General features: G+C 24.6%; 22 protein-coding genes, 1 other RNA gene and 1 pseudogene. 13 read left to right on the forward strand and 11 right to left on the reverse strand.

Annotated features, from left to right (window positions below; genetic code table 11):
- Positions 1-4: 4 nt before the first annotated feature.
- Positions 5-952: a ribose-phosphate pyrophosphokinase gene (locus RJT62_RS00760; RefSeq protein WP_343153870.1), complete on the reverse strand. Its 948-nt coding sequence runs from the start codon at positions 950-952 to the stop codon at positions 5-7.
- Positions 953-1,253: 301 nt separating this feature from the next.
- Between RJT62_RS00760 and prfA the strand changes: the two genes are divergently transcribed.
- From prfA to pta, 6 genes are all read left to right on the forward strand, one after another.
- Entirely contained in the window at positions 1,254-2,345 is a 1,092-nt protein-coding gene (gene prfA / locus RJT62_RS00765) for a peptide chain release factor 1 (protein ID WP_343153871.1), read from the forward strand.
- Complete coding sequence (locus RJT62_RS00770) at positions 2,335-2,502, forward strand: hypothetical protein (RefSeq protein ID WP_343153872.1); 168 nt, start codon at positions 2,335-2,337, stop codon at positions 2,500-2,502. The genes prfA and RJT62_RS00770 overlap by 11 nt, the downstream gene beginning before the upstream one ends.
- Before the next feature lie 5 nt (positions 2,503-2,507).
- Positions 2,508-3,170 (forward strand): peptide chain release factor N(5)-glutamine methyltransferase, encoded by a 663-nt coding sequence (gene prmC / locus RJT62_RS00775; RefSeq protein ID WP_343153873.1) that lies wholly within the window; start codon positions 2,508-2,510, stop codon positions 3,168-3,170.
- 204 nt (positions 3,171-3,374) lie between these two features.
- Entirely contained in the window at positions 3,375-4,184 is an 810-nt protein-coding gene (sirB1, locus tag RJT62_RS00780) for an invasion regulator SirB1 (RefSeq protein WP_343153874.1), read from the forward strand.
- Positions 4,185-4,399: 215 nt separating this feature from the next.
- Positions 4,400-5,614, forward strand: a complete 1,215-nt coding sequence (locus RJT62_RS00785; RefSeq protein ID WP_428994288.1) for an acetate kinase — start codon at positions 4,400-4,402, stop codon at positions 5,612-5,614.
- Between the two features lie 31 nt (positions 5,615-5,645).
- The gene (gene pta, locus RJT62_RS00790; protein WP_343153876.1) at positions 5,646-7,757 is read left to right on the forward strand and encodes a phosphate acetyltransferase; all 2,112 of its coding nucleotides are present in this window, start codon (positions 5,646-5,648) and stop codon (positions 7,755-7,757) included.
- A 25-nt stretch (positions 7,758-7,782) separates the two neighbouring features.
- On the opposite strand, the gene yfaE is transcribed toward pta, so the two are convergent.
- The 4 genes from yfaE to gyrA all read right to left on the reverse strand — a co-directional run bounded on the left by yfaE (position 7,783) and on the right by gyrA (position 14,249).
- Entirely contained in the window at positions 7,783-8,049 is a 267-nt protein-coding gene (gene yfaE, locus RJT62_RS00795; RefSeq protein WP_343153877.1) for a class I ribonucleotide reductase maintenance protein YfaE, read from the reverse strand.
- 4 nt (positions 8,050-8,053) lie between these two features.
- Complete coding sequence (gene nrdB, locus RJT62_RS00800) at positions 8,054-9,184, reverse strand: class Ia ribonucleoside-diphosphate reductase subunit beta (protein WP_343153878.1); 1,131 nt, start codon at positions 9,182-9,184, stop codon at positions 8,054-8,056.
- 34 nt (positions 9,185-9,218) lie between these two features.
- The gene (gene nrdA / locus RJT62_RS00805; protein ID WP_343153879.1) at positions 9,219-11,504 is read right to left on the reverse strand and encodes a class 1a ribonucleoside-diphosphate reductase subunit alpha; all 2,286 of its coding nucleotides are present in this window, start codon (positions 11,502-11,504) and stop codon (positions 9,219-9,221) included.
- 207 nt (positions 11,505-11,711) lie between these two features.
- Positions 11,712-14,249, reverse strand: coding sequence for a DNA gyrase subunit A (gene gyrA / locus RJT62_RS00810; RefSeq protein WP_343153880.1), 2,538 nt, complete (start codon positions 14,247-14,249; stop codon positions 11,712-11,714).
- A gap of 269 nt (positions 14,250-14,518) precedes the next feature.
- Here gyrA and RJT62_RS00815 point away from each other — a divergent pair, with 269 nt between their 5' ends.
- Positions 14,519-15,289 carry a DUF2076 domain-containing protein gene (locus RJT62_RS00815; RefSeq protein ID WP_343153881.1) on the forward strand — a complete coding sequence of 257 codons (771 nt, stop codon included), beginning with the start codon at positions 14,519-14,521 and terminating at the stop codon, positions 15,287-15,289.
- Positions 15,290-15,415: 126 nt separating this feature from the next.
- Here the strand turns inward: RJT62_RS00815 and RJT62_RS00820 are convergent, their stop codons facing one another.
- Positions 15,416-16,018, reverse strand: a complete 603-nt coding sequence (locus tag RJT62_RS00820; RefSeq protein WP_343153882.1) for a peroxiredoxin C — start codon at positions 16,016-16,018, stop codon at positions 15,416-15,418.
- 232 nt (positions 16,019-16,250) lie between these two features.
- On the opposite strand from RJT62_RS00820, the pseudogene ung reads away from it, so the two are divergent.
- Positions 16,251-16,930 (forward strand): annotated as a pseudogene (gene ung / locus RJT62_RS00825) (uracil-DNA glycosylase).
- Positions 16,931-16,984: 54 nt separating this feature from the next.
- Here the strand turns inward: ung and grpE are convergent.
- Both grpE and ssrA read right to left on the reverse strand, forming a co-directional pair.
- Positions 16,985-17,527 carry a nucleotide exchange factor GrpE gene (grpE, locus tag RJT62_RS00830; protein WP_343153883.1) on the reverse strand — a complete coding sequence of 181 codons (543 nt, stop codon included), beginning with the start codon at positions 17,525-17,527 and terminating at the stop codon, positions 16,985-16,987.
- Between the two features lie 296 nt (positions 17,528-17,823).
- Positions 17,824-18,192: a transfer-messenger RNA gene (ssrA, locus tag RJT62_RS00835) on the reverse strand.
- Between the two features lie 154 nt (positions 18,193-18,346).
- Between ssrA and grxD the strand changes: the two genes are divergently transcribed.
- The gene (grxD, locus tag RJT62_RS00840) at positions 18,347-18,661 is read left to right on the forward strand and encodes a Grx4 family monothiol glutaredoxin (RefSeq protein WP_343153884.1); all 315 of its coding nucleotides are present in this window, start codon (positions 18,347-18,349) and stop codon (positions 18,659-18,661) included.
- A gap of 43 nt (positions 18,662-18,704) precedes the next feature.
- On the opposite strand, the gene rnt is transcribed toward grxD, so the two are convergent.
- A complete protein-coding gene (gene rnt, locus RJT62_RS00845) occupies positions 18,705-19,370 on the reverse strand; it encodes a ribonuclease T (RefSeq protein ID WP_343153885.1) in 666 nt (221 codons plus the stop codon).
- A gap of 251 nt (positions 19,371-19,621) precedes the next feature.
- Between rnt and RJT62_RS00850 the strand changes: the two genes are divergently transcribed.
- The 4 genes from RJT62_RS00850 (at position 19,622) to ychF (ending at position 22,065) form a co-directional block, all read left to right on the forward strand.
- On the forward strand, positions 19,622-20,245 hold the full coding sequence (locus tag RJT62_RS00850) for a superoxide dismutase (RefSeq protein ID WP_343153886.1): 624 nt from the start codon (positions 19,622-19,624) through the stop codon (positions 20,243-20,245).
- A 109-nt stretch (positions 20,246-20,354) separates the two neighbouring features.
- Positions 20,355-20,501, forward strand: coding sequence for a hypothetical protein (locus RJT62_RS00855; protein WP_343153887.1), 147 nt, complete (start codon positions 20,355-20,357; stop codon positions 20,499-20,501).
- Between the two features lie 20 nt (positions 20,502-20,521).
- The gene (locus RJT62_RS00860) at positions 20,522-20,893 is read left to right on the forward strand and encodes a hypothetical protein (RefSeq protein ID WP_343153888.1); all 372 of its coding nucleotides are present in this window, start codon (positions 20,522-20,524) and stop codon (positions 20,891-20,893) included.
- Between the two features lie 74 nt (positions 20,894-20,967).
- Entirely contained in the window at positions 20,968-22,065 is a 1,098-nt protein-coding gene (ychF, locus tag RJT62_RS00865) for a redox-regulated ATPase YchF (protein ID WP_343153889.1), read from the forward strand.
- A gap of 43 nt (positions 22,066-22,108) precedes the next feature.
- Here the strand turns inward: ychF and thrC are convergent, their stop codons facing one another.
- Positions 22,109-23,398: a threonine synthase gene (thrC, locus tag RJT62_RS00870; protein ID WP_343153890.1), complete on the reverse strand. Its 1,290-nt coding sequence runs from the start codon at positions 23,396-23,398 to the stop codon at positions 22,109-22,111.
- Between the two features lie 3 nt (positions 23,399-23,401).
- On the reverse strand, positions 23,402-24,331 hold the full coding sequence (thrB, locus tag RJT62_RS00875) for a homoserine kinase (protein ID WP_343153891.1): 930 nt from the start codon (positions 24,329-24,331) through the stop codon (positions 23,402-23,404).

Consider the following 24,331-nt stretch of genomic DNA (forward strand, 5'->3'; position numbering starts at 1 on the left):
ATAATTAATGTTCGAACATTGCGGAAATAGATTCCTCATTGCTTATTCTTCGAATGGCTTCAGCTAACATTCCTGATAAAGTTAATGTACGTATATTCGATAAAGATTTAATAGATTTAGATAATGGAATAGTATCGCAAATAATTACTTCATCAATAACAGAATTTTTCAAATTTTCTTCGGCATTTCCTGAAAAAATAGGATGAGTGGCATATGCAAAAACTTTTCTAGCACCTCTTTCTTTTAATGCTTCAGCTGCTTTACATAATGTACCAGCAGTATCGATAATGTCATCAACTAATACGCAATCCCTACTTTCAACATCTCCTATAATATGCATTACTTGAGAAACATTAGTATTAGGTCTTCTTTTGTCTATAATAGCCATATCCGTATCATGTAATAGTTTTGCAATTGCTCTTGCTCTAATAACTCCACCTATGTCTGGAGAAACAACAATTGGGTTTTTAAATTTTTTTTTAAGCATGTCTTCAAGTAAAATTAAACTACCAAAAACGTTATCTACAGGAATGTCAAAAAATCCTTGTATTTGTTCAGCATGAAGATCTACTGTTAATACACGATCTACACCAACAATAGATAAAAAGTCTGCTACTATTTTTGCAGTAATAGGAACACGTGCAGACCGAACTCTTCTATCTTGTCTAGCATATCCAAAGTAAGGAATTACAGCAGTTATTCTTCCTGCTGAAGCGCGTCTCAAAGCGTCTACTATAACAACCAATTCCATTAAATTATCGTTAGTAGGAAAACAAGTTGATTGAATTATAAAAATGTCTCCTCCTCTAACATTTTCATTTATTTGGACACTTATTTCACCGTCGCTAAACCTTTCTACAGTAGCATTACTTAAATGCAGAAATAATCTTTCAGCAATACATTTAGCTAATTTTGGTATGGAATTTCCAGAAAATAATTTTATATCATTCATGCAATTTCTCTTATAAAAATTATTTACAAAAATAAATTTAAAAAAAAATAAAAACGAAAGTATTTTTTGATTAATATTTTTTGATTTTAACAATTAATAATTTTTGTTATTATAACTTTAATCATGTTTTTAGTAAAAATTAAATTTTTATTTAAAAAACTTTATAATAAATAACATTATATACCAAAAAATTTTTTTTAAAATATTTTATTGTTTAATATGTGATATTTAAACAAAGCATTGTATTTTTTAAAAAAATTTAGTTTTGATTAATATTATTTTTAAAAATTAGCGGTGATTCATGAACATTCTTATTATTTCTAAATTAGAAAAGTTATATTTTAGGTACAAAGAAATAGAATTAATTTTATCGAATGTAAATAAAAGTTTAAATAAGGAAGAATTTCAAAATGTATCAAAAGAATATTTAAAAATTTCTAAAATAGTTAAATACTTTATAGATTGGAAAAAATGTAAAAAACAAATTAAAGCAGCAAAGAAATTATTAAAAGATATAGAAATTAAAGAAATGGCAGAAGAAGAAATAGTAATATTGAGAAATCATAAAAATTTAATAGAAAAAAAAATACGAATTTTATTATTACCTAAGGACCCTTATAATAAAAAAAGTTGTTTTGTTGAAATTAGAGCTGCTACTGGGGGTGATGAAGCAGCAATATTTGCAGGAAATTTATTTAGAATGTATTATAAATATTCGGAAATGAATCATTGGGATTTTAATGTTATTAATGCAACTGAAAGTGAAAAGGGAGGATTTAAAGAAGTTATTATAAAAATAACAGGAAAAGAGGCGTGTAAAAAATTAAAATTTGAATCTGGAGGACATAGAGTTCAAAGAGTTCCAGAAACTGAATCGCAAGGAAGAATACATACTTCTACGTGTACTGTAGCTATAATGCCAGTTGTACCAGTATCAAAAGAATTTAAAATTAACTCTTCAGATTTAAAAATCGATACTTTTCGGTCTTCTGGAGCAGGAGGACAACATGTAAATACAACCGATTCAGCTATACGAATAACTCATATTCCTACCGGACATGTCGTAGAATGTCAAGATGAACGATCCCAACATAAAAATAAAGCAAAGGCATTATCAATATTGTCTGCTCGAATTCATGCTGCTGAATTGGCAAAAAATAATGCTAAAAGTGCTTCCATAAGAAGAAATTTATTAGGAAGCGGAGAAAGATCTGATAGAAAAAGAACATACAACTTTCCTCAAAATAGAGTAACAGAACATGGAATTAATTTAACGGTATATCGTTTAAATGAAATATTAGATGGAAAATTAGATATTTTGATCAATCCTATTTTAGAAAAACACCAAGAAAGAGTTCTTTCCTCTTTGTCGAGAAAAAAAAATGAATATTAAAAATTGGATAAATTTTGCAGAAAAAAAATTAATAAAAAGTAGTACTACTCCTAGATTAGATGCCTTATTAATATTAGCATATGGAATAAAAAAACCTTTTTCTTGGATTATGAGTTTTAATGAAAAAAATATTAATTTTAAAGAAAAAAAAAAATAAATGATTTGTTAAAAAGAAGAACTTTACATGAGCCTGTAGCTTATTTGATAAAAAAAAAGGAATTTTGGTCTTTATCTCTTTTAGTGTCTCCTTTTACTTTTATACCTAGGCCAGAAACTGAAATCATAATTGAAATTATTCAAAATATGTTTGATAAACAATCACAGTTACATATTCTTGATTTAGGTACAGGATCTGGAGCTATTGCTTTGTCGTTAGCTGATATATTTCCAAATTCTTATGTAATAGGAATAGATCAAATTTATAATGCTGTAAAAATAGCTAAAAAAAATGCAAGAAAATTATCAATAAACAATGTATTTTTTATGTATAGTGATTGGTTTTCATCTTTAGAAAGAAAGAATTTTCACATTATTGTAAGTAATCCACCTTATGTTAGTGCTGAAGATTATCAAAGTTTAAAATCTGAAATTTTTTTTGAACCTTATTCAGCATTGGTTTCGCCCGAAAAAGGATATTTTGATCTTAAAAAAATTATTAGATATTCTCAGAATTATTTATATCATAAGGGATGGTTATTAATAGAGCATGGTTCAAATCAAAAAAAATTCATAAATAAATTTATGAAATTTAGTAATTTTAAAAATGTGAACAGTTATAGAGATCATCAAGGATTTTATCGGGTTACAATTGGACAGAAAAACTAGCATTTTTAAAAAGGATTATAAGATATTTAATTATTTTAAAATGTTCTGTATAATAACATAAAATTAATGAAATTAAATTAGTCAAAATACAAAACATTTTAAATTTGTTTATTTAACTAAATACTAAATAAATATTTTATTATCAAATGTTTATTTAAAATGCTTAATTTTAATTCAATTAAAATAAATAATATTGAGAATAACATGAAAATCTTTTCTAACATTGATTTTTCAAAACAATCAATTTTTGAATCTATGGTGGTTGCTTTTCAGTTAATAAGGAAAAACTTTCCTGCAGAAGAGGTGAAAAAAGAACTAAAAAGTCGAATAAAAGAAATAAAATTTTCTATTAGTAGTGAAAACAATGAAATTAATAAATTAAAAAAAATGTTACAAATATTTTATTCTAAATGGGGGTTTGGAGGGGCAAACAAAAAATATAAGTTATCAGATGTATTATGGATTGATTCAGTATTAAAAACACGTCAAGGAACAGCTGTTTCATTAGGCATTATTATACTTTATATAGCAAAAGAATTAGAGTTATCGTTAACCCCCGTAATTTTTCCAACTCAACTTATTTTAAGATCAGATATAAGAGATAAAAAACCTTGGCTAATTGATCCTTTTAATGGAGAAACTTTAAATGAACATATATTAGAGGTTTGGTTAAAAGGAAATATTAGTCCTACCGCTTTACTGTATAAAAATGATTTAAATGAAGCAAAATCACTAACAGTAATTAGAAAAATATTAAATACATTAAAGGCAGCTTTAATGGAAGAAAAAAATATGGAATTAGCTCTAAATGTAAGTAATTTATTAATACAGTTAGATCCTAATGATCCTTATGAAATTAGAGATCGAGGACTAATTTATGCTCAATTAGAATGTGGAAAAGTTGCTTTAAGAGACTTGGCGTATTTTGTAGAACATTGTCCTGAAGATCCAATTAGTGAGATCATAAAAGTTCAAATACATTCTATAGAGCAAAAAAAAATAACTTTTCATTAAAATTTGATAAATTTAACTTGAATTAAGTTCAATTAGCTTTTAATTAAAATATTAAAGATACAAAACATTAGTTAGTTGTAATAATTTTAAGAAATATGTTAGTTTTTTATATTTTATAAAAAATATTTTTTAGATGAAATAAAAAATGCATTTTTTATTAAAAAAATTAAAAAAGAGTTTATTTTCGAATAAATATATTTTTTTATAAATTAGGGATTGATTATATGTCTCAAAAATTAGTTTTTGTTATCAATTCCGGTAGTTCTTCTCTAAAGTTTTCATTAATTGATTCAAAAAATTATAAAAAATGTTTAACCGGAATTATAGAATGTTTAAATTTATTAAATACCAATGTTTCTTGGAAATCAAAAGATGTTTGTATTAAAAACTTTTATTTGAAATCTTATATGAATCACGAAGAAGCTATTAGATTTATTCTTACTGAAATTATTCAAAAGAAAATGAATGTTGTTAATGATATCGTTTCAATAGGTCATAGAGTAGTTCATGGTGGAGAAAAAATGAAAAGTTCAGCAATAATTAACAAAATGATAATAGATAACATCAAAGAATTATTTTGTTTTTCTCCTTTGCATAATCCCGTAAATTTATTAGGGATAGAGTCAGCTATTAAACAATTTCCTTCTCTTAGAAGAAAAAATGTTGCTGTTTTTGATACTTCTTTCTATCAAAAATTACCAGAATGTACATATTTGTATGGAATTCCATACATTTTTTATAAAAAATATGGAATTCGAAGATATGGGGCACATGGAATTAGTCATTCTTACATAATGAAAAAATCAGCAGAAATAATGCGTAAAGATTTAAAATCTATAAATATTATCTCATGTCATTTAGGAAATGGAGCTTCTGTATCAGTTATAAAAAATGGAGTTTGCTTAGATACTTCTATGGGATTAACTCCGTTAGAAGGATTAATCATGGGGACACGTAGCGGTGATATTGATCCTTCTATTATTTTTTATTTGTATGAAAAAGTTAAAATGAGTATTAAAGAAATTAAAAATCTATTGAATAAAAAATCAGGCATTTTAGGTTTAAGTGAAAACACTAGTGATTTTAGAAATTCTGAAAAAAAATATTTTTTTAACAAAAAAGCAAAGAGAACTGTAGATATTTTTGTCTATAGATTGGTGAAGTATATTTCTTCTTATTTTTTTTTAATAGCTAAAAAAATAGATGCATTGGTTTTTACTGGTGGAATAGGTCAAAATTCTGTTTTAGTAAGAGAATTAGCCGTTTTAAAATTATCGAGTTTAGGATTTAAATTATCTAAAAAATTCAATAATGAAAATGGATTAAAAAACAATTTCCGAATTAGTACAGAAAAAAGTATACCTATTTTAGTTATTTCTACTGATGAAGAGTTAGAAATTGCCAATGAAACAGTGAGATTAATAAAATAAAGTTTTATATGCATAATTTAAAGAGGTATTTATGTCTAAAGTTATAATGTTAATTCCTATTGAAAAGAATGTAGGGTTAACAACCATCAGTTTAGGAGTTATTTCTGCTATTCAAAAAAAAACTTCTAATATTGGGTTTTTTAAACCTATAATTAATAGTAATAACTTAGAAAAAATGGATCATACTTCTCAAATTCTTTCAACGAATTTTTCTATTTTTATTATAAAATCTATTCATATTAAAATAGATGATGTCATATATAAAAAAAAATTTTTTTCTAATTTAATTGAAAGAATTATAGATCGATATGAATCTTATAAAAACAAAACTGAAATTACTTTAATTGAAGGATTCAGTATAAAAAATAATCCTATATGGAACAAATTAAATTTCAAAATTGCTAAAATTTTAAATGCAAGAATTATTCTTGTCACTATTTTTAAAAAATTAAGTAATTTAAATAAATTCAAAAAAAAAGAAGTAGATTTTTATTTTAAAAAAAATCTTGATGGTGTTATCGTTAACAAAAAAAATGAACCAAATTTTTTAAAAAATATCGACAATGTTTCAGAATTTGATTTTTTTTACCAAAAAAAACTTTTTTTAAAATATCAATTTATTAAAAAAATAAAGTTTTTACCTATTATAGCAGCTATTCCATGGACTATGAAATTATTAGAAACTCCAATATTAAAAATTACTAATTATCTTAATGCTTTTAGCTTTTGCAAGAGAAAAAAAACAAAAAATTTTTTAGTTAATAAAATCAAAATTTTTAATCAAGATTATAAAAATATGAAGGAAGAAGATATTTCTAATTCATTAATTATAGTTAATAGTAACTTTTTAAAAAAAATTAAATTTTATATAAATTTTTTTGAAAAGAAAAATATTAATTTTTCTATTTTAGTAGTTTTTGGAAATATGGAAAAAAAATCTTTGTATTTAAGTTTGTCAAAAATTAATATTTCTATTTTTTTTATTTATCTTGATTTTTATGAAGTTTTGTTTTTATTAAAAAAGTTTAGTTTTAAGTTTTTTGCTGATGAAGGTACAAGAATTAAAAGAATAGCACGATATGTTCAATCATTTATTAATAAAAAATGGACAAATAATATAATAAAAAAAAAGGAAAATAATCATTTTTTAGTTAATCCTGAAATGTTTAAATATAAATTGAAAAAAAATGCCATTCTATTAAATAAAACGATTCTTCTTCCTGAAGGGAATGATCCTAGAATTATTGAGTCGGCAAATATATGTTCGAAATTAAGAATAGCTAATTGCATTTTGTTAGGAAATAAAAATGAAATAAAAAAAATAGCTTCCATTAAAAAAATTTCTTTAAATAAAAACATCAAAATTTTAGAACCAAAGGTTATTCAAGAAAATTACAAAAATGATTTAATTGAAATATATTCGAAAAAAGGAATAGAGAGAAAAATTGCAGAAAAAGATATTAAAAAAAACATTATTTTGGCAATGTTATTATTATTAAATAACAAAGTAGATGGAGTGGTTGCTGGAGTTATAAATACTACTTCAGAAGTAATTCGATCAGCATTAAGAATAGTTGGAATGTCTAGAGAAGTAAAGTTAATATCTTCTATATTTTTCATGTTATTGGAAGAAAAAATTTTAATTTATTCCGATTGTGCTATTAATCCCAATCCTTCTTCAGATCAATTAGCAGACATAGCTATACAGACATTTAATTCATCAAAACTTTTTGGAATTGATCCAAAAATAGCAATGCTTTCGTATTCTACAGGATTTTCTGGTGGAAAAAATAGTTCTATAGAAAAAGTAGTTTTAGCTAAAGAAATTTTAAATAAAAAAAGACCAGATATTCTTGTAGAAGGACCTATTCAATACGATGCTGCAATAGATTCTGAAATATCAAGATTAAAACTTCCAAAATCTATTTTAAAAGGAAAAGCAACAATTTTAATTTTTCCGGATTTAAATAGTGGAAATATAGCCTATAAAGCAGTTCAAAATTCAACTAAATCTACTTGTATAGGACCTATTCTGCAAGGAATAAAAAAACCAATCAACGATTTATCTAGAGGATCAACTGTTATTGACATTGTTTATACAATAGCTACAACGGTCATACAAACAAATGACAAAATTATTTAAAAATAATTTTTTTAATGTAAAAAATTTAAATTTTAATTTCTATATTATGCTCTACAATGCAACAACAAGAAAGAATTTCGCCCGGTTTTAAAAAAGCTAAAGGAGAAAAACTTTGATATAGAATTTTTCCTTTTATAAGAACAACTTTACATGTTCCACAATATCCTTTTTTGCATTGATAATCGATATTAATTTGATTAAGAAGTAAAATACTTAATAAAGAAATACAATTTTTCGTATTAACATAAATTTTTTTATTCCTATTTATAATTAAAATGCATTTTTTTTTCATATTTTTACAATTCAAATGAATTAAGATCATTATCTAATAATTCTGAATTTATTTGTCCTACTAAATAAGAACTGACTTCAACTTCTTGAGGAGCCATTTGAACATTATCGGAAGATAACCATTGATTAATCCAAGGTATAGGATTTGATTTTCTTTGAAAAGGTTGTTTTAATCCAACTGATTTCATTCTAACATTTGTAATATATTCAATATATTGGCACAAAATTTCTTTGTTTAAACCCAACATAGATCCATCTGAGAATAAATATTCAGCCCATTGTTTTTCTTGTTCAGCAGCTTTTAAAAAGATTTGGAAACATTCATCTTTGCATTCATTTGTAATATTAGCCATATTTTCATTATTTTCTTTATTTTGCAAAATATTAATTATATGTTGAGTGCTAGTAAGATGTAATGCTTCATCTCTGGCTATTAATCGAATAATCTTTGCATTTCCTTCCATTATTTCTCGTTCCGCAAAGGCAAAAGAGCATGCAAAACTTACATAAAATCTGATAGCTTCTAAAGCATTTACACTCATTAAACATAGATATAATTTTTTTTTTAAAGAATTTAAATTAATAATTTTTTTTTTATTATTAATATATTGAACCCCTTCTCCTAATAAATGCCAATAGCTTGTATATTGAATAAAATCATCGTAATAGAAAGAAATATCTTTTGCTCTGTTAGATATCGATTGATTATTAATGATATCTTCAAATATTAATGAAGGATCATTAGTTATATTTCGAATTATGTGAGTGTAAGATCTAGAATGTATTGTTTCAGAAAATGACCAAGTTTCAATCCATGTTTCTAATTCTGGTATTGAAACAACAGGTAAAAAAGCTATGTTAGGGCTTCTTCCTTGAATTGAATCTAATAAAGTTTGATATTTTAGATTACTTAAAAAAATATGTTTTTCATGTTTTGGCAGATTATTAAAATCAATTCTATCTTTAGATAGATCTATTTCTTCCGGTCTCCAAAAAAAAGACAACTGTTTTTCTATTAATTTTTCAAAAATTATGTATTTTTGTTGATCGTATCTGGAGATGTTCACTGATTGTCCAAAAAACATTGGTTCTTGCAAAGGGTCATTTTTTTTTTTTGAAAAGGTTGTGTATGTCATGTAAATACCTCTAAAAATAGTTGGAAAAAATTTTTTATAGATTGCAAGCTCCGCTATCGCAATTTTCTAATTGCATAGAATCATCAGAATCGTTTATTTTATGCATGTTTCCTTCTCTAGTATTTTGATAATATAAAGTTTTTAATCCTAATTTATAAGCAGTTAATAAATCTTTTAATAATAATTTCATAGGTATTTTTCCATCTGAAAATTTAGAAGGATCATAATTAGTATTAGTTGAAATAGATTGATCAACAAATTTTTGCATAATTCCAACTAATTTAAGATATCCGATATTATCAGGTATATCCCATAATAATTCGTATTTTGATTTTAACTTTTTGTATTCAGGAACAACTTGTTTTAACATACCATCTTTAGATGCTTTTATACTAATAAAACCTCTAGGAGGTTCAATTCCATTAGTTGCATTCGATATTTGAGAAGATGTTTCTGAAGGCATAATAGCAGATAAAGTAGAGTTTCTTAAGCCATATTTTGATATTTTTTTTCTGAGAAATTCCCAATTTAAGTGTAATGGTTCATTGCAAATAATATCGATTTCTTTTTTATAAGTATCAATAGGAAGTATTCCTAATGAATATTTTGTTTGATTATAAAGAGAACAACTTCCTTTTTCTTTTGCTAAATTACAAGATGCATTTAGTAAATAATATTGTATAGCTTCAAAAGTTTGATGAGTTAATTTGTTAGCACTTCCGTCAGAATATTTAACATTATTTTTAGCAAGATAATAAGCAAAATTTGTAACTCCTACACCAATAGCTCTTCTTCCTAATGCTCCAATTTTTGCACTTATAATAGGATATTCTTGATAATCCAATAAAGCATCCAATGCCCGAACAATTAAATTAGAAAGATCATCTAATTCTTTAATATTTTTTATTTTTCCTAAATTTAATGCTGATAATGTGCATAATGCTATTTCTCCTTTCGGATCTAAAATATTATTTAAAGGTTTAGTTGGTAAAGTTATTTCTAAACATAAGTTAGATTGTCTGATCGGAGCTACTTTAGGATTGAAGGAACCATGAGTATTACAATGATCTACATTTTGTATATAAATTCTTCCAGTAGAAGTTCTTTCCTGCATTAATAAAGAAAATAAATCTATAGATTTAATTTCTTTTTTTCTTATGTTTTTATCATTTTCGTATTGAGTATATAATTTTTCAAATTTTTTTTGATCTGAAAAAAAATAGTTGTATAACAAAGGAACATCAGAAGGACTAAATAAGCTAATTTTTTTTCTTGATATTATTCTTTGATAAATTAATTTGTTTATTTGTATAGCATAATCGACATGTCTTACTCGATTTTCTTCAATTCCTCTGTTATTTTTTAAAACCAATAAATTTTCAACTTCTAAATGCCAAATAGGATAAAACAGAGTAGCTGCTCCTCCTCTAACCCCACCCTGAGAACAAGATTTAACAGCAGTTTGAAAATATTTGTAAAAAGGAATACAACCAGTATGAAATGCTTCACCTTCTCGAATTGGACTACCCACTGCTCGAATTTGACCTACATTAACACCAATCCCTGCTCTTTGAGATACATACTTTACTATAGAACTAGCAGTTGCATTGATAGAATCTAAATTATCAGCACATTCGATTAAAACACAGGAACTAAATTGTCGAGTAGGAGTTCTTACTCCGGCCATAATTGGTGTTGGTAACGAAATTCGAAAAGTAGAAATAGCATCATAAAATTTTTTGATGTAAAATAATCTATTTTTTTTAGAATATTGTGAAAATAAACATGCAGAAATAAGAATATATAAAAATTGAGGGCTTTCATATATTTTTCCTGTAACTCTATTTTGAACTAAATATTTTCCTTCTAGTTGTTTTACAGCAGCGTATGAAAAGTTCATATCTCTATCATGATTGATAAATGAATTCATAATTTGATATTCTTTTTTAGAAAATTGATTTAATAATTTTTCATCATATTTATTTAATGAAACATTATTTTTAACGTGTTGGTATAATTCGGGTGGAACAAATTTTCCATATGCTTTTTTTCGAAGATGGAAAATAGCTAATCTAGCTGCCATATATTGATAATCGGGAACTTCCTTGGAAATTAAATCAGCCGCGGCTTTAATAATTGTTTCATGAATGTGAATTGTTTTAATTCCGTTATAGAATTGAATTCTAGAACGTAATTCTACTTGAGAAATTGAAATATTATGCAATCCATTAGAAGCCCAATTTAGTACTTTATAAATTTTTTCTAAATCAAGTACTTCTTTTCTACCATCTCTTTTAGTAACTAATAGATTTGAATTCATCTTAAATATGCCTATTATTAATAATAATTAATACAATTTTTTATTGAGATTAAACATTTTTATAAAACATTAAGAATTTTTGTTTTTAGTTTAGTTTTTTAGATTGAAATGTATTTTTATTAAAAATAATTAATATTTTTTAAAAAGGTAGCATTACTACAAGTAAAAAACATTTGTAATGAATGCTACTTTGTAGCTGTAGTGTTTTTATGTTATTTTTTTATAAAATGATTCATCAATTCTTTGAAGAGCAACTACTTTTTCTTTTTTGTTTGTTCTGATTAAAATCACCCCCTGAGTATTTCTTTTTAGATTGCTAATTTCTGATACCCTAGTTCTCACAAGAGTTCCAGCATTAGTAATCATCATAATTTGATCGTTTTCTGACACTTGAATAGCAGCAATCATTGCTCCATTTTTTTTTGTAATTTTTATAGCAATGATACCTTTTGTTGAACGAGATTTGATTGGAAAATCAGAAATTTTAGTTCTTTTTCCATATCCATTTTTTGTAACCATAAGAATATTTCCTTCTCCTTCAGGAACAATTAAAGATACTATATGATCAGTATCTTTTATTTTTATACCCTTTACCCCTGAAGCTGTTCTTCCCATTTTTCGAACAAATTTTTCGGAAAAATGAACAATTTTACCGGAAGCAGTAAATAACATAATATTATCTTTTCCATTTGTTAACGCTGCTCCTATAAGTTCATCTTCTTTTTTTAAGTTTACAGCAATAATTCCTGCGTTTCTAGGTTTACTAAATTCTTTGAGAGAAGTTTTTTTTACTGTTCCTTTTAATGTAGCCATAAATACGTTGATATTGTCTTTATATTTAGAAACAGGTAAAATGGCAGTTATTCTTTCTTTTGAACTTAATGGTAGAATATTTATTATAGGTCTTCCACGAGCATGTCGACTAGTTTCAGGAAGTTGGTATACTTTCATCCAATATAGTATACCTGTACTAGAAAAACATAAAATTGTGTCATGTGTATTTGCTACTAATAAAATTTCAATGAAATCTTCTTCTTTAATACGAGCAGCAGATTTTCCTTTTCCGCCTCTTTTTTGTGCTTCATAATCAGAAATAGGTTGGTATTTTACATACCCGGAATGGGAAAGTGTTACAATTACTTTTTCTTGAGAAATCATATCTTCAATATTAATATTTTTTTGATTTTTATTAATAATTGTTTTTCTTTTATCATTAAAAGAACATTTAATTTCAACTAATTCTTTTTTTATCATATTAGTTAATTTTTCTGAATCTTCTAAAATAAGGTTTAATTTTTTTATTTTTTTTGTTAAAAAATTGTATTCTTCAAAAATTTTTTTTTGTTCTAAAGAAGTTAATTTTTGTAATCTTAATTCTAAAATTGATTGAATTTGTTTTTTACTAAAAGAAAACTTAAACTTTTCATTTTCATCTTTTTTTTCGGTTAATTCAAATTTTTTTTTTGTATTTTTATTTAAATTATCTTTTTCTTTCAAAAAAAATTTTTTTGAGATTAATATTTTTTTTGCTTCAGCAGGTGTTTTTGAATTTTTAATTAACTTAATAATTTCATTAATGTTAATTAAGGCTAAATTTAATCCTTCTAAAGTATGAGTTTTTTTTTGGTATCTTTTTAACTTAAACAAACATTTTTTTGTAACTATTTTTTTTCTATGAAGAATAAATTGTTTCAAAATTTCTTTTAAATTCATTGTTTTTGGTTGTCCATTGCACAATGCAACCATGTTAATTCCAAAAGAAATTTGCAATGATGTTAAAATATATAATCGATTTAAAATAATTTCAATAATTGCATCTTTTTTAACTTCTATAACTATTCTCATACCATCTTTATCAGATTCGTCTCTTAATGCGATAATTCCTTCAATTTTTTTTTCTTTTACTAATTCTGAAATTTTTTCAATTAATTTGGATTTGTTAACTTGGTAAGGTAGTTCATAGATTACAATAATTTTTTTTTTCAATTTTTTATTAATTTCAATTTTACTTTGAGCACGAATAAAGATTTTACCCTTTCCTGTTTCATAAGCTTCTTTTATTCCTGAATGACCATTAATTATTCCTGCGGTTGGAAAATCAGGACCAGGTATGTATTGCATCAAACCTTTTACATCAATATCTTCATTTTTAAGATAAGCAAGACATCCATTAATAATTTCTTTTAAATTATGAGGAGGAATATTGGTTGCCATGCCTACAGCAATTCCAGATGTACCATTAATTAATAAATTTGGTATTCTAGTAGGTAAAATTTCTGGGACGATTTCTGTTCCGTCGTAATTTGGAATAAATTTAACGGTATCTTGATCTAAATCATTTAGAAGTTCATGCGCGATTTTAGACATTCTAACTTCTGTATAACGCATAGCTGCAGCAGCATCGCCATCAATTGAACCAAAATTACCTTGTCCGTCAACTAACATGTATCGTAAAGAAAATGGTTGAGCCATTCTAACTAGAGCATCATAGACTGAAGAATCTCCATGAGGATGATATTTACCTATGACATCTCCTACTATTCTGGCAGATTTCTTATATCCTTTATTCCAGTCATTATTTAAAATTTTCATAGCAAACAATATTCTTCTATGAACTGGTTTTAACCCGTCTCGAACGTCTGGTAAAGCTCTTCCGATTATTACAGACATAGCATAATCTAAATATGATTTTTTTAATTCTCGTTCAATATCGACCTGTTTAATGACGTTAGTAAGGTCTTTCATAGATTTTTTTCTCTTTATAGTTTGTTCCTTATTTTAAAGATGTAAAATTATACCATAATGAATTTATTCGGTGAATCTAAAGAAAATTATTCTTTCTTTTTAAAATCATTAATCAATGATCAAAGATTAATAATTACTAGTTTAGAAAAAGAATATTTCAAATAAAAATATTTTATAAAAATGCGATAAGTACTATACTTATGTATGATATTGTTCATTAGTTTTCAAAATTTAATTTGTTTTAATATATTAGATAGAGAATAAATGTTATGCAAAAAGAAGAAAAAATTTTAATTGAAAATTTGTTTAAAAAAATAGAAAAAGTCGAAAATCAATCAAAACAGCAAGATTTATCAGCGGATGAATTGATTAAAAATATGATTAAAAAACAACCAAATGCCGCTTATTATTTAACACAAGTGGTTTTGGTACAGGAATTAGCTATTAAGAAAATGAATAAAGAAATTCAATTGTTGAATTCTAAAATTCAAGATCAAAAAAAGAAAATAAAACATCATTCAGATAGTTTTTTATTTGGATGTTTAGACTTTTTAAAAAATAAAAAAAATGATTCAAATAAAAAAAATAACGATTATTCATTAAATGCTAAAAATAAAGAAGAAAAAATTTCTTCTACAGAAAAACAAAACTCATTTCAGCCTACTTCAGGTTTTAATTCAAACAGTTTTCTTTCAAATGCTGTTCAAACTGCTGTTGGTGTAGCTAGTGGAATTGTAATGGGAAATATTTTGACTAATTTATTTCGACATGATTCGATAAAAGAAGAAACAGTTAGCGATATAAATTCTTCAGAATCTGTGTTGGATCCTGATATATCTAATACTTATATAGACAATATTGAAGAGGAAAAAAATAGTAATTATTATGATATAAATGATAATTTTAACGGCAATGAAACGAATTTTTCTGACGAAAATTACAGCAATGATAATAATGGTTTAAATAAATACGAAGATGAAAAATATGAAAATTCGAGTTATGAAGAAGATAATTACGAGGATGATGACAATTTTATTTAATAAAAAATAGTTTTTTAATATTAAAAAAATTTCAGAATACGCTATTTTAAAGTTTTTTAATAAAATAGTGTATTCTGAATAAATAAGCGATTAGTAAATGGTTAACTAGTTTTTTATTGAATTAAGTTATAAATCTTCTAAATGATCATGAAAGTAATTTCGAACTCCATCAGGAGAAGGAGTCATTGCAAATTTTCCTTTTTTCCAATTAGCTGGGCATACTTCTCCATTCATTTCATGGAATTGTAAAGCATCTACCATTCTGAGCATTTCTTTTATATTTCTGCCCAAAGGTAGATCGTTAACAACTTGATGTCGTATACAAAATTTTTTATCAATTAAGAAAGAGGCTCTTAATGCAACACCGAGAGTAGGATGCATAATTCCATAAGATTTCTGTATTTCTTGTTTAACATCTGAAACCATAATAAATTGAATATTTCCAATTCCACCTTCGTTTATTGGAGTTTTTCTCCAAGCATTATGAACGAAAACAGAATCTATAGATACACCTACCAATTCTACTTTTCTTTTTTTAAATGATTCATAGAGATTGTTAAAAGCAATGATCTCTGAAGGACATACAAAAGTAAAATCCATAGGCCAGAAAAATAAAACAGTCGTTTTTCCTGAAACATAGTTTTGAAAATTAAAATTTTCAATTATTTCATCATTTTTTAAAATTGCCGGAGCAATAAAATTCGGTGCTGGTAAACTTACTAAAACCATTTATTTCTCCTAAATTTAACGAAAAATTAGTCAATAAATTTTAATTAATTTGAATATATTTTTCGTTTATAAATTGATATACTCAGAAATAGTAGAATTTAAATTCTTTGTTTTATATTATTAATATGAGAGCAAATTATATAATAAGATTAACATTTATTGTATGCTTAAAATTTTATTTTTAGTATGAAATAGATATTTCATAATTGCAAGATATATATCAGGAAAGAAAATGAAAAAAAATAAAAAAATTAGTTGGAAAGATCTTTTGCATCAAGAAAAAAAAAAAAATATTTCATTAAAATCATGCAATTTATTTGTAAAGAAAAAGAAAAAAAAAATATTTTTCCTGAAAAAAAAAACATTTTTAGATCTTTTTTTTTAACTCCATTTGAAAATTTAAAAGTAGTTATTTTAGGACAAGATCCCTATTATAATAAAAATAAAGCTGACGGATTGGCTTTTTCTGTTCCAAAAGGAGAAAAAATTCCTCCTTCATTAAAAAATATAATTAAAGAATTGAAGTCAGATCTAGAAATAGAGTTTATTTTTAATAATAATGGTTGTCTAGAACATTGGGCAAGACAGGGTGTGTTTTTATTAAACACTATTTTAACAGTAGAGGAAAATAAACCAGGATCTCATAGAAATATAGGATGGGAAAAATTTACCGATGTAGTTATCTCTATGATTAATAATTATAAGAAAGGCGTAATTTTTTTATTTTGGGGAGCATATGCACAAAAAAAAATTTCTAAGATAGATTTTAATGTTCATTATATTTTAAAAGCTGCTCATCCTTCTCCTTTTTCTGCAAATAAGGGATTTTTTGGTTGTAAACATTTTTCGCAAGTTAACAATATATTAGTTTCTAGGGGAGAAAAACCTATAAATTGGTCATTTTCCCCTTAAATTATATTTAATTTATTTTTTTTCAAAATTTTAAAAAATAGACAGAGAATCTTATTATTTTTTTGAAACTTCAACTAAAGATTTTCTTAATTTTTCTCCATTTAAAGTATATCCTTTTTTCAAAATAGAAGTTATGTAATTTTCTTTTATTAATTTAGATTTTTTTTCAGAAACTTTTATATGTAAGTTGGAATTAAATTTTTGATTGATTTTACCTTCTTCATGAATTCCAAAATTTTGTATAATTTTTAAGAAAGAATTTAATGTCATCACAATACCTTCAGTGAAATTTTTATTTTCTTTATTTGATGAATTTAAATCATTTAATATTTTTTCCACATAATCAACTATTGGAAGTAATTTAAGTGAAAATTTTTTTTTTGTTTCTAATTGAATTAAATTAATTTCCTGTTTTGATTTTTTTTCAAAATTTTCTATTTTTGCTTGTTCTCTAAATCTGATATCAATATTTTTTTTTTGGATTTCTAATAATTTTTTTTTAAAGTTAGAGATTATTTTTTCTTTTATTTTTGGGTTTTTTTTAATAATATTATTAATATCTTCAATATTGAATTCTTTTTTTTTTGAATTTTTCATTTTGTCTTTTTTAAAATTATATTAGGTTAAAAAATGATTTTATTATTATAGAAGATGAAGTCTTATTTTCAACAAAATTGTTTTTGATGATTTTCATCATGCGAAAAATTTCAAAAATAAATATAATTTATAAATTAAATTATTTTTTGAAATAAGAAATAATTTTTTTAAAAATATAAGATAGAGTTTATATATTTTTTGTTTAGATTATAAAAAATGTTAAATAAAGTTAGTCAGATTTAATAATAGATGAAATTTATAAATTTTAAATTAAGTTTTTATTTTTAAAATTAAATTTTTGGAGCTGGCGGGATTCGAACCCGCGTCCAAAATTTTTACGACGTATGGAACTACATGTTTATTCTATTTATTGAATATTTTTTTTAATTTTGAATAGAAACAAAATTAAAATTTTGCTTAATTGAGTTATGCATAAAAGTATTAAGCAAACTTTTTATGCAATCTCTTTTAAAGTTATCTTTCTGTATATCAAAATTTGAAGAGAAAAAAAATTTTGAAAGAAAGGCTTTATAACAGTTTATTAAGCTGCTAAAGCGTAATTTTCTTTTTTTGCAACTATTTTTTTTGGTTTTTTTACGAGGCAAACCATTCCTCGACATGCCCATTAGTTTTCAATAATTTTGTCAAATCCATAGAACAGCCCCTTCTATGAAGAAATATTTTACTTCATTTTATTATAAAAGTCGAAATATTTTTTACATGAATTATTTTTTTAAAGTACTTTTTTTAAATTTTTATTGGTGATAAAATAATACTTATTTGTTAAAAGTTATTTATATTCTAAAAAAGGATATATTTATGGACGTAATCAAAAAAATAAAATCTCAAATTAAAAAAAATTTGGTTCTATTATATATGAAAGGCACTCCAACTAAACCTAGTTGCGGATTTTCCTCTAAAGCTGCTGAAATTTTATCAAAATGTAAAAAAGATTTTTTTTATGTAGATGTTTTAGAAAATTCAGATATTAGAATAGCTTTGCCTAAATTTTCTAATTGGCCAACTTTTCCTCAATTATGGATTAATGGAAATTTAATAGGAGGATGTAGTATTATTATTAAAATGTTTGAAAATGGTAAACTTCAAGAGTTAATTGACAATATTAAAAAATAAAGACGTTAAATTTTAAAAATTTCTGATCAATTTTATTCATTTATTATTTTATTACTTTAGAAGTATCAACTTTTTCGTTAGAAGGAGGCCATCCACCTAATCTTTTCCATCTATTGACTAATTCGCAAAATAAATTAGCAGTTTGCATAGTGTCATATAAAGCAGAATGTGCTTGATTATTATCAAAATTTAAACCTGCTATTTTACAAGCTTTAGCTAATACAGTTTGTCCTAAAACTAAACCGCTTAATGCTGCAGTGTCAAATGTAACGAATGGATGAAAAGGATTTTTTTTAAAGTTTGTTCTTTGAGCAGCAGCCATTAAGAAATTATGATCAAAATTTGCGTTGTGAGCAACAACAATAGCTTTTGAACATTTTTTTAATTTGAGTCTATTTTTAACTACTTTAAATATTTTTTTTAGAGCTGTTTTTTCTGTGACCGCTGCTCTTAGAGGATTAAAAGGATCAATTTTATTGAATGCTAAAGCTTCCGATTCAATATTAGAACCTTGGAAAGGTTCAATGTTAAAATGGATAGGTTTTTCTTTTTTTAACCAACCCTTTTCATCCATAAAAAGAGTAATCATAGCTATTTCTAATATGGCATCCTGTTTTGGATTAAACCCTGCTGTTTCTATATCTATAACTACAGGATAAAAGCTTCGAAATCGATTCTGAAGAGAATTTAATTCTTGAATTATAGACATATTTTGTTAATCTCATTATTAAAGAAAAATTTTTTATATTTTTTCATGGTCCGGTCTTATTTTAAATTAGTTTATTGAAAATCGATATTTTATATTATATCAATAATATTTTTTTTTAAAGACTAAATATTAGAGAATATAAAAGTTTTTATATAATTTTTTTTTATTGGAAGTAATGATTTAAGTATGTTATAATTTTTCATAAAATGCATAATATATTATTTAAATTTAATTTTTAAATGGTGAAAGAAATGAGTTTTAAATTACCAAAATTGTCATTTTCATATGAAAGTTTAGAACCTTACATTGATAGAAAAACTATGGAAATACATTATACTAAACATCATCAAACATATGTAGATAATACAAATAAAATTTTAAATAATACAATTTATTCAAATTATTCAGAAAATAAGTTGGTTCGAGAACTAAAAAAAATAAACATAAAAGATAAACAGATTTTAATAAACAATTTAGGTGGACATATTAATCATAGTTTTTTTTGGAAGAATTTAAAGTTAGGAACTAAATTGTTTGGAACACTTAAATCAGCTATAAAAAAACAATTTTATTCTTTTGAAAGTTTTGTAAATATTTTTGAAAAAGTAGCTTTAGAACATTTTGGATCAGGATGGGTATGGTTAATTAAAGAATCAAGTCAATTAAAAGTGGTATCCACTGTAAATCAAAATAATCCTTTAATGGGAAAATCAATTAATAGTTTTAAAGAAGCAAGTCCTATTATTTGTTTAGACATATGGGAACATGCTTATTACTTGAAATATAATAACAGAAAAATAGATTATATAAAATCATTTTGGAATATTATTAATTGGGAAGAGGCAGAACGTCAATTTTTATTATTGAATCTTTAAAAAATTATTAATTTTACTCTAAATTTTTTAAAGAAGAAGATAAAAAATGTTATTTATATAAAAAATATAAGATTAAATCAAGTTTTGATTAAACGTTTAAGGAATAATTTTGAATGATCATAAAATGTTAATAGGTTTAGGAAACCCTATTTCTAAATATCATGGAACTAGACATAATGTAGGATCTCAATGCATACAATGGATAGCAGATTATTATTCAATTAAGTTAAAATTAAAAAAAAAATTGGTTACATAGGTATTTTAGATAAAACATATTTGTTGATTCTAAATACATTTATAAACATTTGTGGTAGTTCATTTTCTACTGCTTTGGATCGTTATAATATTAAAATTGAAAATGCATTAATTTTTCATGATGAATTAGATTTACCATTAGCTAGTATTCGGTTTAAAAATTCCATAGGACATAATGGTCACAATGGTATTAGAAATATTATAGATAATATAGGAAGAGGTGTTTTTTTAAAAAGAATTGCTGTAGGTATAGGTAGACCTAAAGAAAAATTAGAAATAGTAAAATATGTGTTATCAAAATTTTCTTATTTAGAAAAAAAAAAAATTTATGAGTCCATATTTCCGACTATAAAAAATATAAATCAATTGATAAAAAATTGGGATGATTTTTAAATTAAAAATGTTAACTGACTATCATTTTTTATTTTAAATTACAAAAATTTAATAGATATGAAAATAGGATAAAAATGAGTTTTAAATGCGGTCTTGTTGGTCTTCCCAATGTAGGTAAATCAACATTATTTAATCTTTTAACTAAATCAAATATTTCAGCAGAAAATTATCCCTTTTGCACTATACAACCTAATATAGGTATCTCTCCTATTATAGATAAAAGATTATGTAAAATTTCAAAAATAGAAAGTTCAAAAAAAATAATTTTTACTTATATAAAATTTGTTGATATAGCAGGGTTGGTCAAGGGGGCTTCAAAAGGAGAAGGATTAGGAAACCAATTTTTAAGTCATATACGAGAAATTGATGCAATCATACATGTTGTTCGTTGTTTTGAAAATAAAAAAATTGTACATGTTCACGATATTATTGATCCTGTTCAAGATGTTGAAATTATCAATATGGAATTAGCTTTGTCAGATTTGAAACTTTGTGAAAAAAGTATATTAAGAATTGAAAAAAACATAAAAAAAAATGATCGAAAAGATTTAAAAAAAATAGTTTTTTTGAAAAAATGTATTAAATATTTAGAAAAATTTTCTACCTTAAAAAACATTGAATTAGATAAAGAAGAAATTTTTTATGTCAGAGAATTGAAATTCTTAACTTTGAAGCCAATGATGTATGTTGCAAATATAGACGAGACAGAAAATAGTAATTTTTTATATTTTAAAATTAAAAATTTTTTGAAAAAAGAAAAATTTAATATAATTTCTATATCTTTATCAAAGCTTAAAGATATGAAAGGTAATAAACCTAAATCAGATGATGACAAAAAAGAAAATTATTATTATTTTAATACAAAAAATAATATTTTAAATAAAATCACTGAGAAAGGTTCAAAATTGCTAAATTTGAAAACATTTTTTACTGTAGGTCCTAAAGAATCAAGAGCGTGGAGCATTAAAGAAAACACTACGGTATTAGATGCTGCTAAAAAAATTCATTCTGATCTTAAAAGAGGATTTATTAGAGCACAAGTAATGTCATACACTGACTTTATTAATTATAAAGGCGAAAAAGGTGTTAAGTCTGCTGGAAAATACAGAACTGAAGGAAAAGATTATATTGTTCAAGATGGAGATATTTTACAAATATTATTTAAAGTTTGATTTTTATTAGAGGAATTTTTCCCTCTAATAAAATTATAAAAAATTATTTTTCTAATAAAAACTTTCTTAATTTTAAAAAATTTGGTCGCATGTTATGCGATAATAAAGGAAGTTTACATCTTTCTTTCAATACTTTTGGAAGTAAAATTTCTTTTTTTAAAATTTTTTCGATTGTTTCTTTAAATTTTGCTGGATGCGCTGTACCCAAAAATAATCCAAATTGATTAGGTTTTATTTTTTCTTTTAATAATTTGTAGGCAATAGCTGCATGAGGTTCGGAATCATAGCCTAAATTAGATAATTCATGTAGTGTATTGACAGTTTGATCATCAGATACACTTCCGAATCCTAATTCTGTTAAGTCCCATTTTTTTCTTTTGAATAGTTCTTCTACTCTAGGCCAATTATTAGGTCTGCTAATATCCATTGCATTAGATATAGTTGAAATAGTATTTTTTGGTTCCCAGTTTCCACTTTTTAAAAATCTAGGAACGGTATCATTAGCGTTAGTCGCAGCAATAAAAGATTTGATAGGAAGTCCTAATGATTTAGCTAATAATCCAGCAGTTAAATTTCCAAAATTTCCGCAAGGTACAGAAATTATTAATTCAATTTTTTTCTGTTTTGGAATTAAAGCAAATGCTTCAAAATAATAACAAATTTGAGCTAGTAATCTGCTTATGTTAATTGAATTAGCGGAATTTAAACCAGTAATTTTTTTTAATTCTTCATCATTAAAAGCTTGTTTTACTAAAGTTTGACATTCATCAAAACTTCCATTTATTGCAATAGTCGTAATATTTTCACCTAAGGTGCAGAATAATTTTTCCTGCAAAGCACTTATTTTTCCTTTTGGATAAAGAATAACTACTCTTACATTTTTCATTTTATAAAAAGCATGAGCTACTGCTGCTCCAGTATCTCCAGAAGTAGCAGTTAAAATTGTTACTATTTCATTTTTGTTATTTAAATAAGATAACATTTGAGCCATGAATCGGGCACCAAAATCTTTGAAGGCTAAGGTAGGTCCATGAAATAATTCTAAACAAGCTATATTTTCAGTAACTTTTATAATTTTAGGTCCTGAAAAAGAAAATGCTTTTTTAACTTTTTTTTCTAGTTCTGTTTTTTTTATTTCATTTTTTATAAATTTGGAAAGAATTTCGCTACTTCTAGAAATAAAGTTCATATTCAATAATTCAGATAGTTTTTCTTTCTTAATAGATGGTAAATCTTTTGGGAAAAATAACCCCTGTTGACTACCTAGTCCTAATTTAACCGCTTTTGAAAATTCTACTGTTTCAGTATGATCTTTAAGATTGTATAGTTTCATTTTTTACCTTATTATTCGAGTTCCTATTGGATCTAATTTACAAATATGTACGAATCCTTTTTTATTTTCTAGATAGTTATTAAATAACCAATCGGCTATTTTTTTAGCAGTAGAAATATTTTCTGAAATAGCAAATAAAGTTGGTCCAGAACCGGAAATTCCAAAACTAATAGCACCTATTTTTTTTATAGTTTTTTTTATATGTAAAAAATTATTTAATGAATTAATCCGATATGGTTCTGCAATGAGGTCAATCATTAATTTTGCTGCTAATTTTTCTTGTTTACTATGGGATGCATGAATAAATCCTGCAAGATTTTGGCTGTGTTTAATACATATTTTTTTATCATACATTTTAGGTAAGATTTTTCTTGCTTTTTCTGTAGGAATTTTAATTCCAGGCCATGCTATAATCCAAAGCCATTCCTTGAAATAAGGAATTAATTGGCTAATAATATCGTTATTATTAATAATTAGTTGTAAGCCGCCTAAGTAGCAAGGTGCTACATTATCATAGTGAATACTACCTGAAATTTTTCCTTCTAGTTTTCCCATTAATACTAATAATTCCGTAGAATTTAAAGGATTATTACAGAATTTATTCATAGCAACCAATGTTGATACAATAGAACAAGCGCTGGATCCTAAACCTGATCCAATAGGCATATTTTTTTCTAAAGTAATTGTAAAAGAAATTTTTAAATTAGTTTTTTTCTTAAAATAGTTCCAGCATTTCCATACGATATTATCGTTAACGTTTAGAGGTAATTGATTGGAAAAATTTCCTTTATTTATTAATTTAAATTTTTTAGAAGATTTTATGGTAACACAATCTCCTAACAAAGAACCATCAATTGGGGCTAGAGCTGCTCCTAATATATCAAAACCTACTCCTACATTACCAATAGAAGCAGGAGAATAAATTTTTATCAT

Source organism: Buchnera aphidicola (Mindarus keteleerifoliae) (assembly GCF_039392895.1).
GTDB classification, from domain to species: domain Bacteria; phylum Pseudomonadota; class Gammaproteobacteria; order Enterobacterales; family Enterobacteriaceae; genus Buchnera_A; species Buchnera_A aphidicola_A.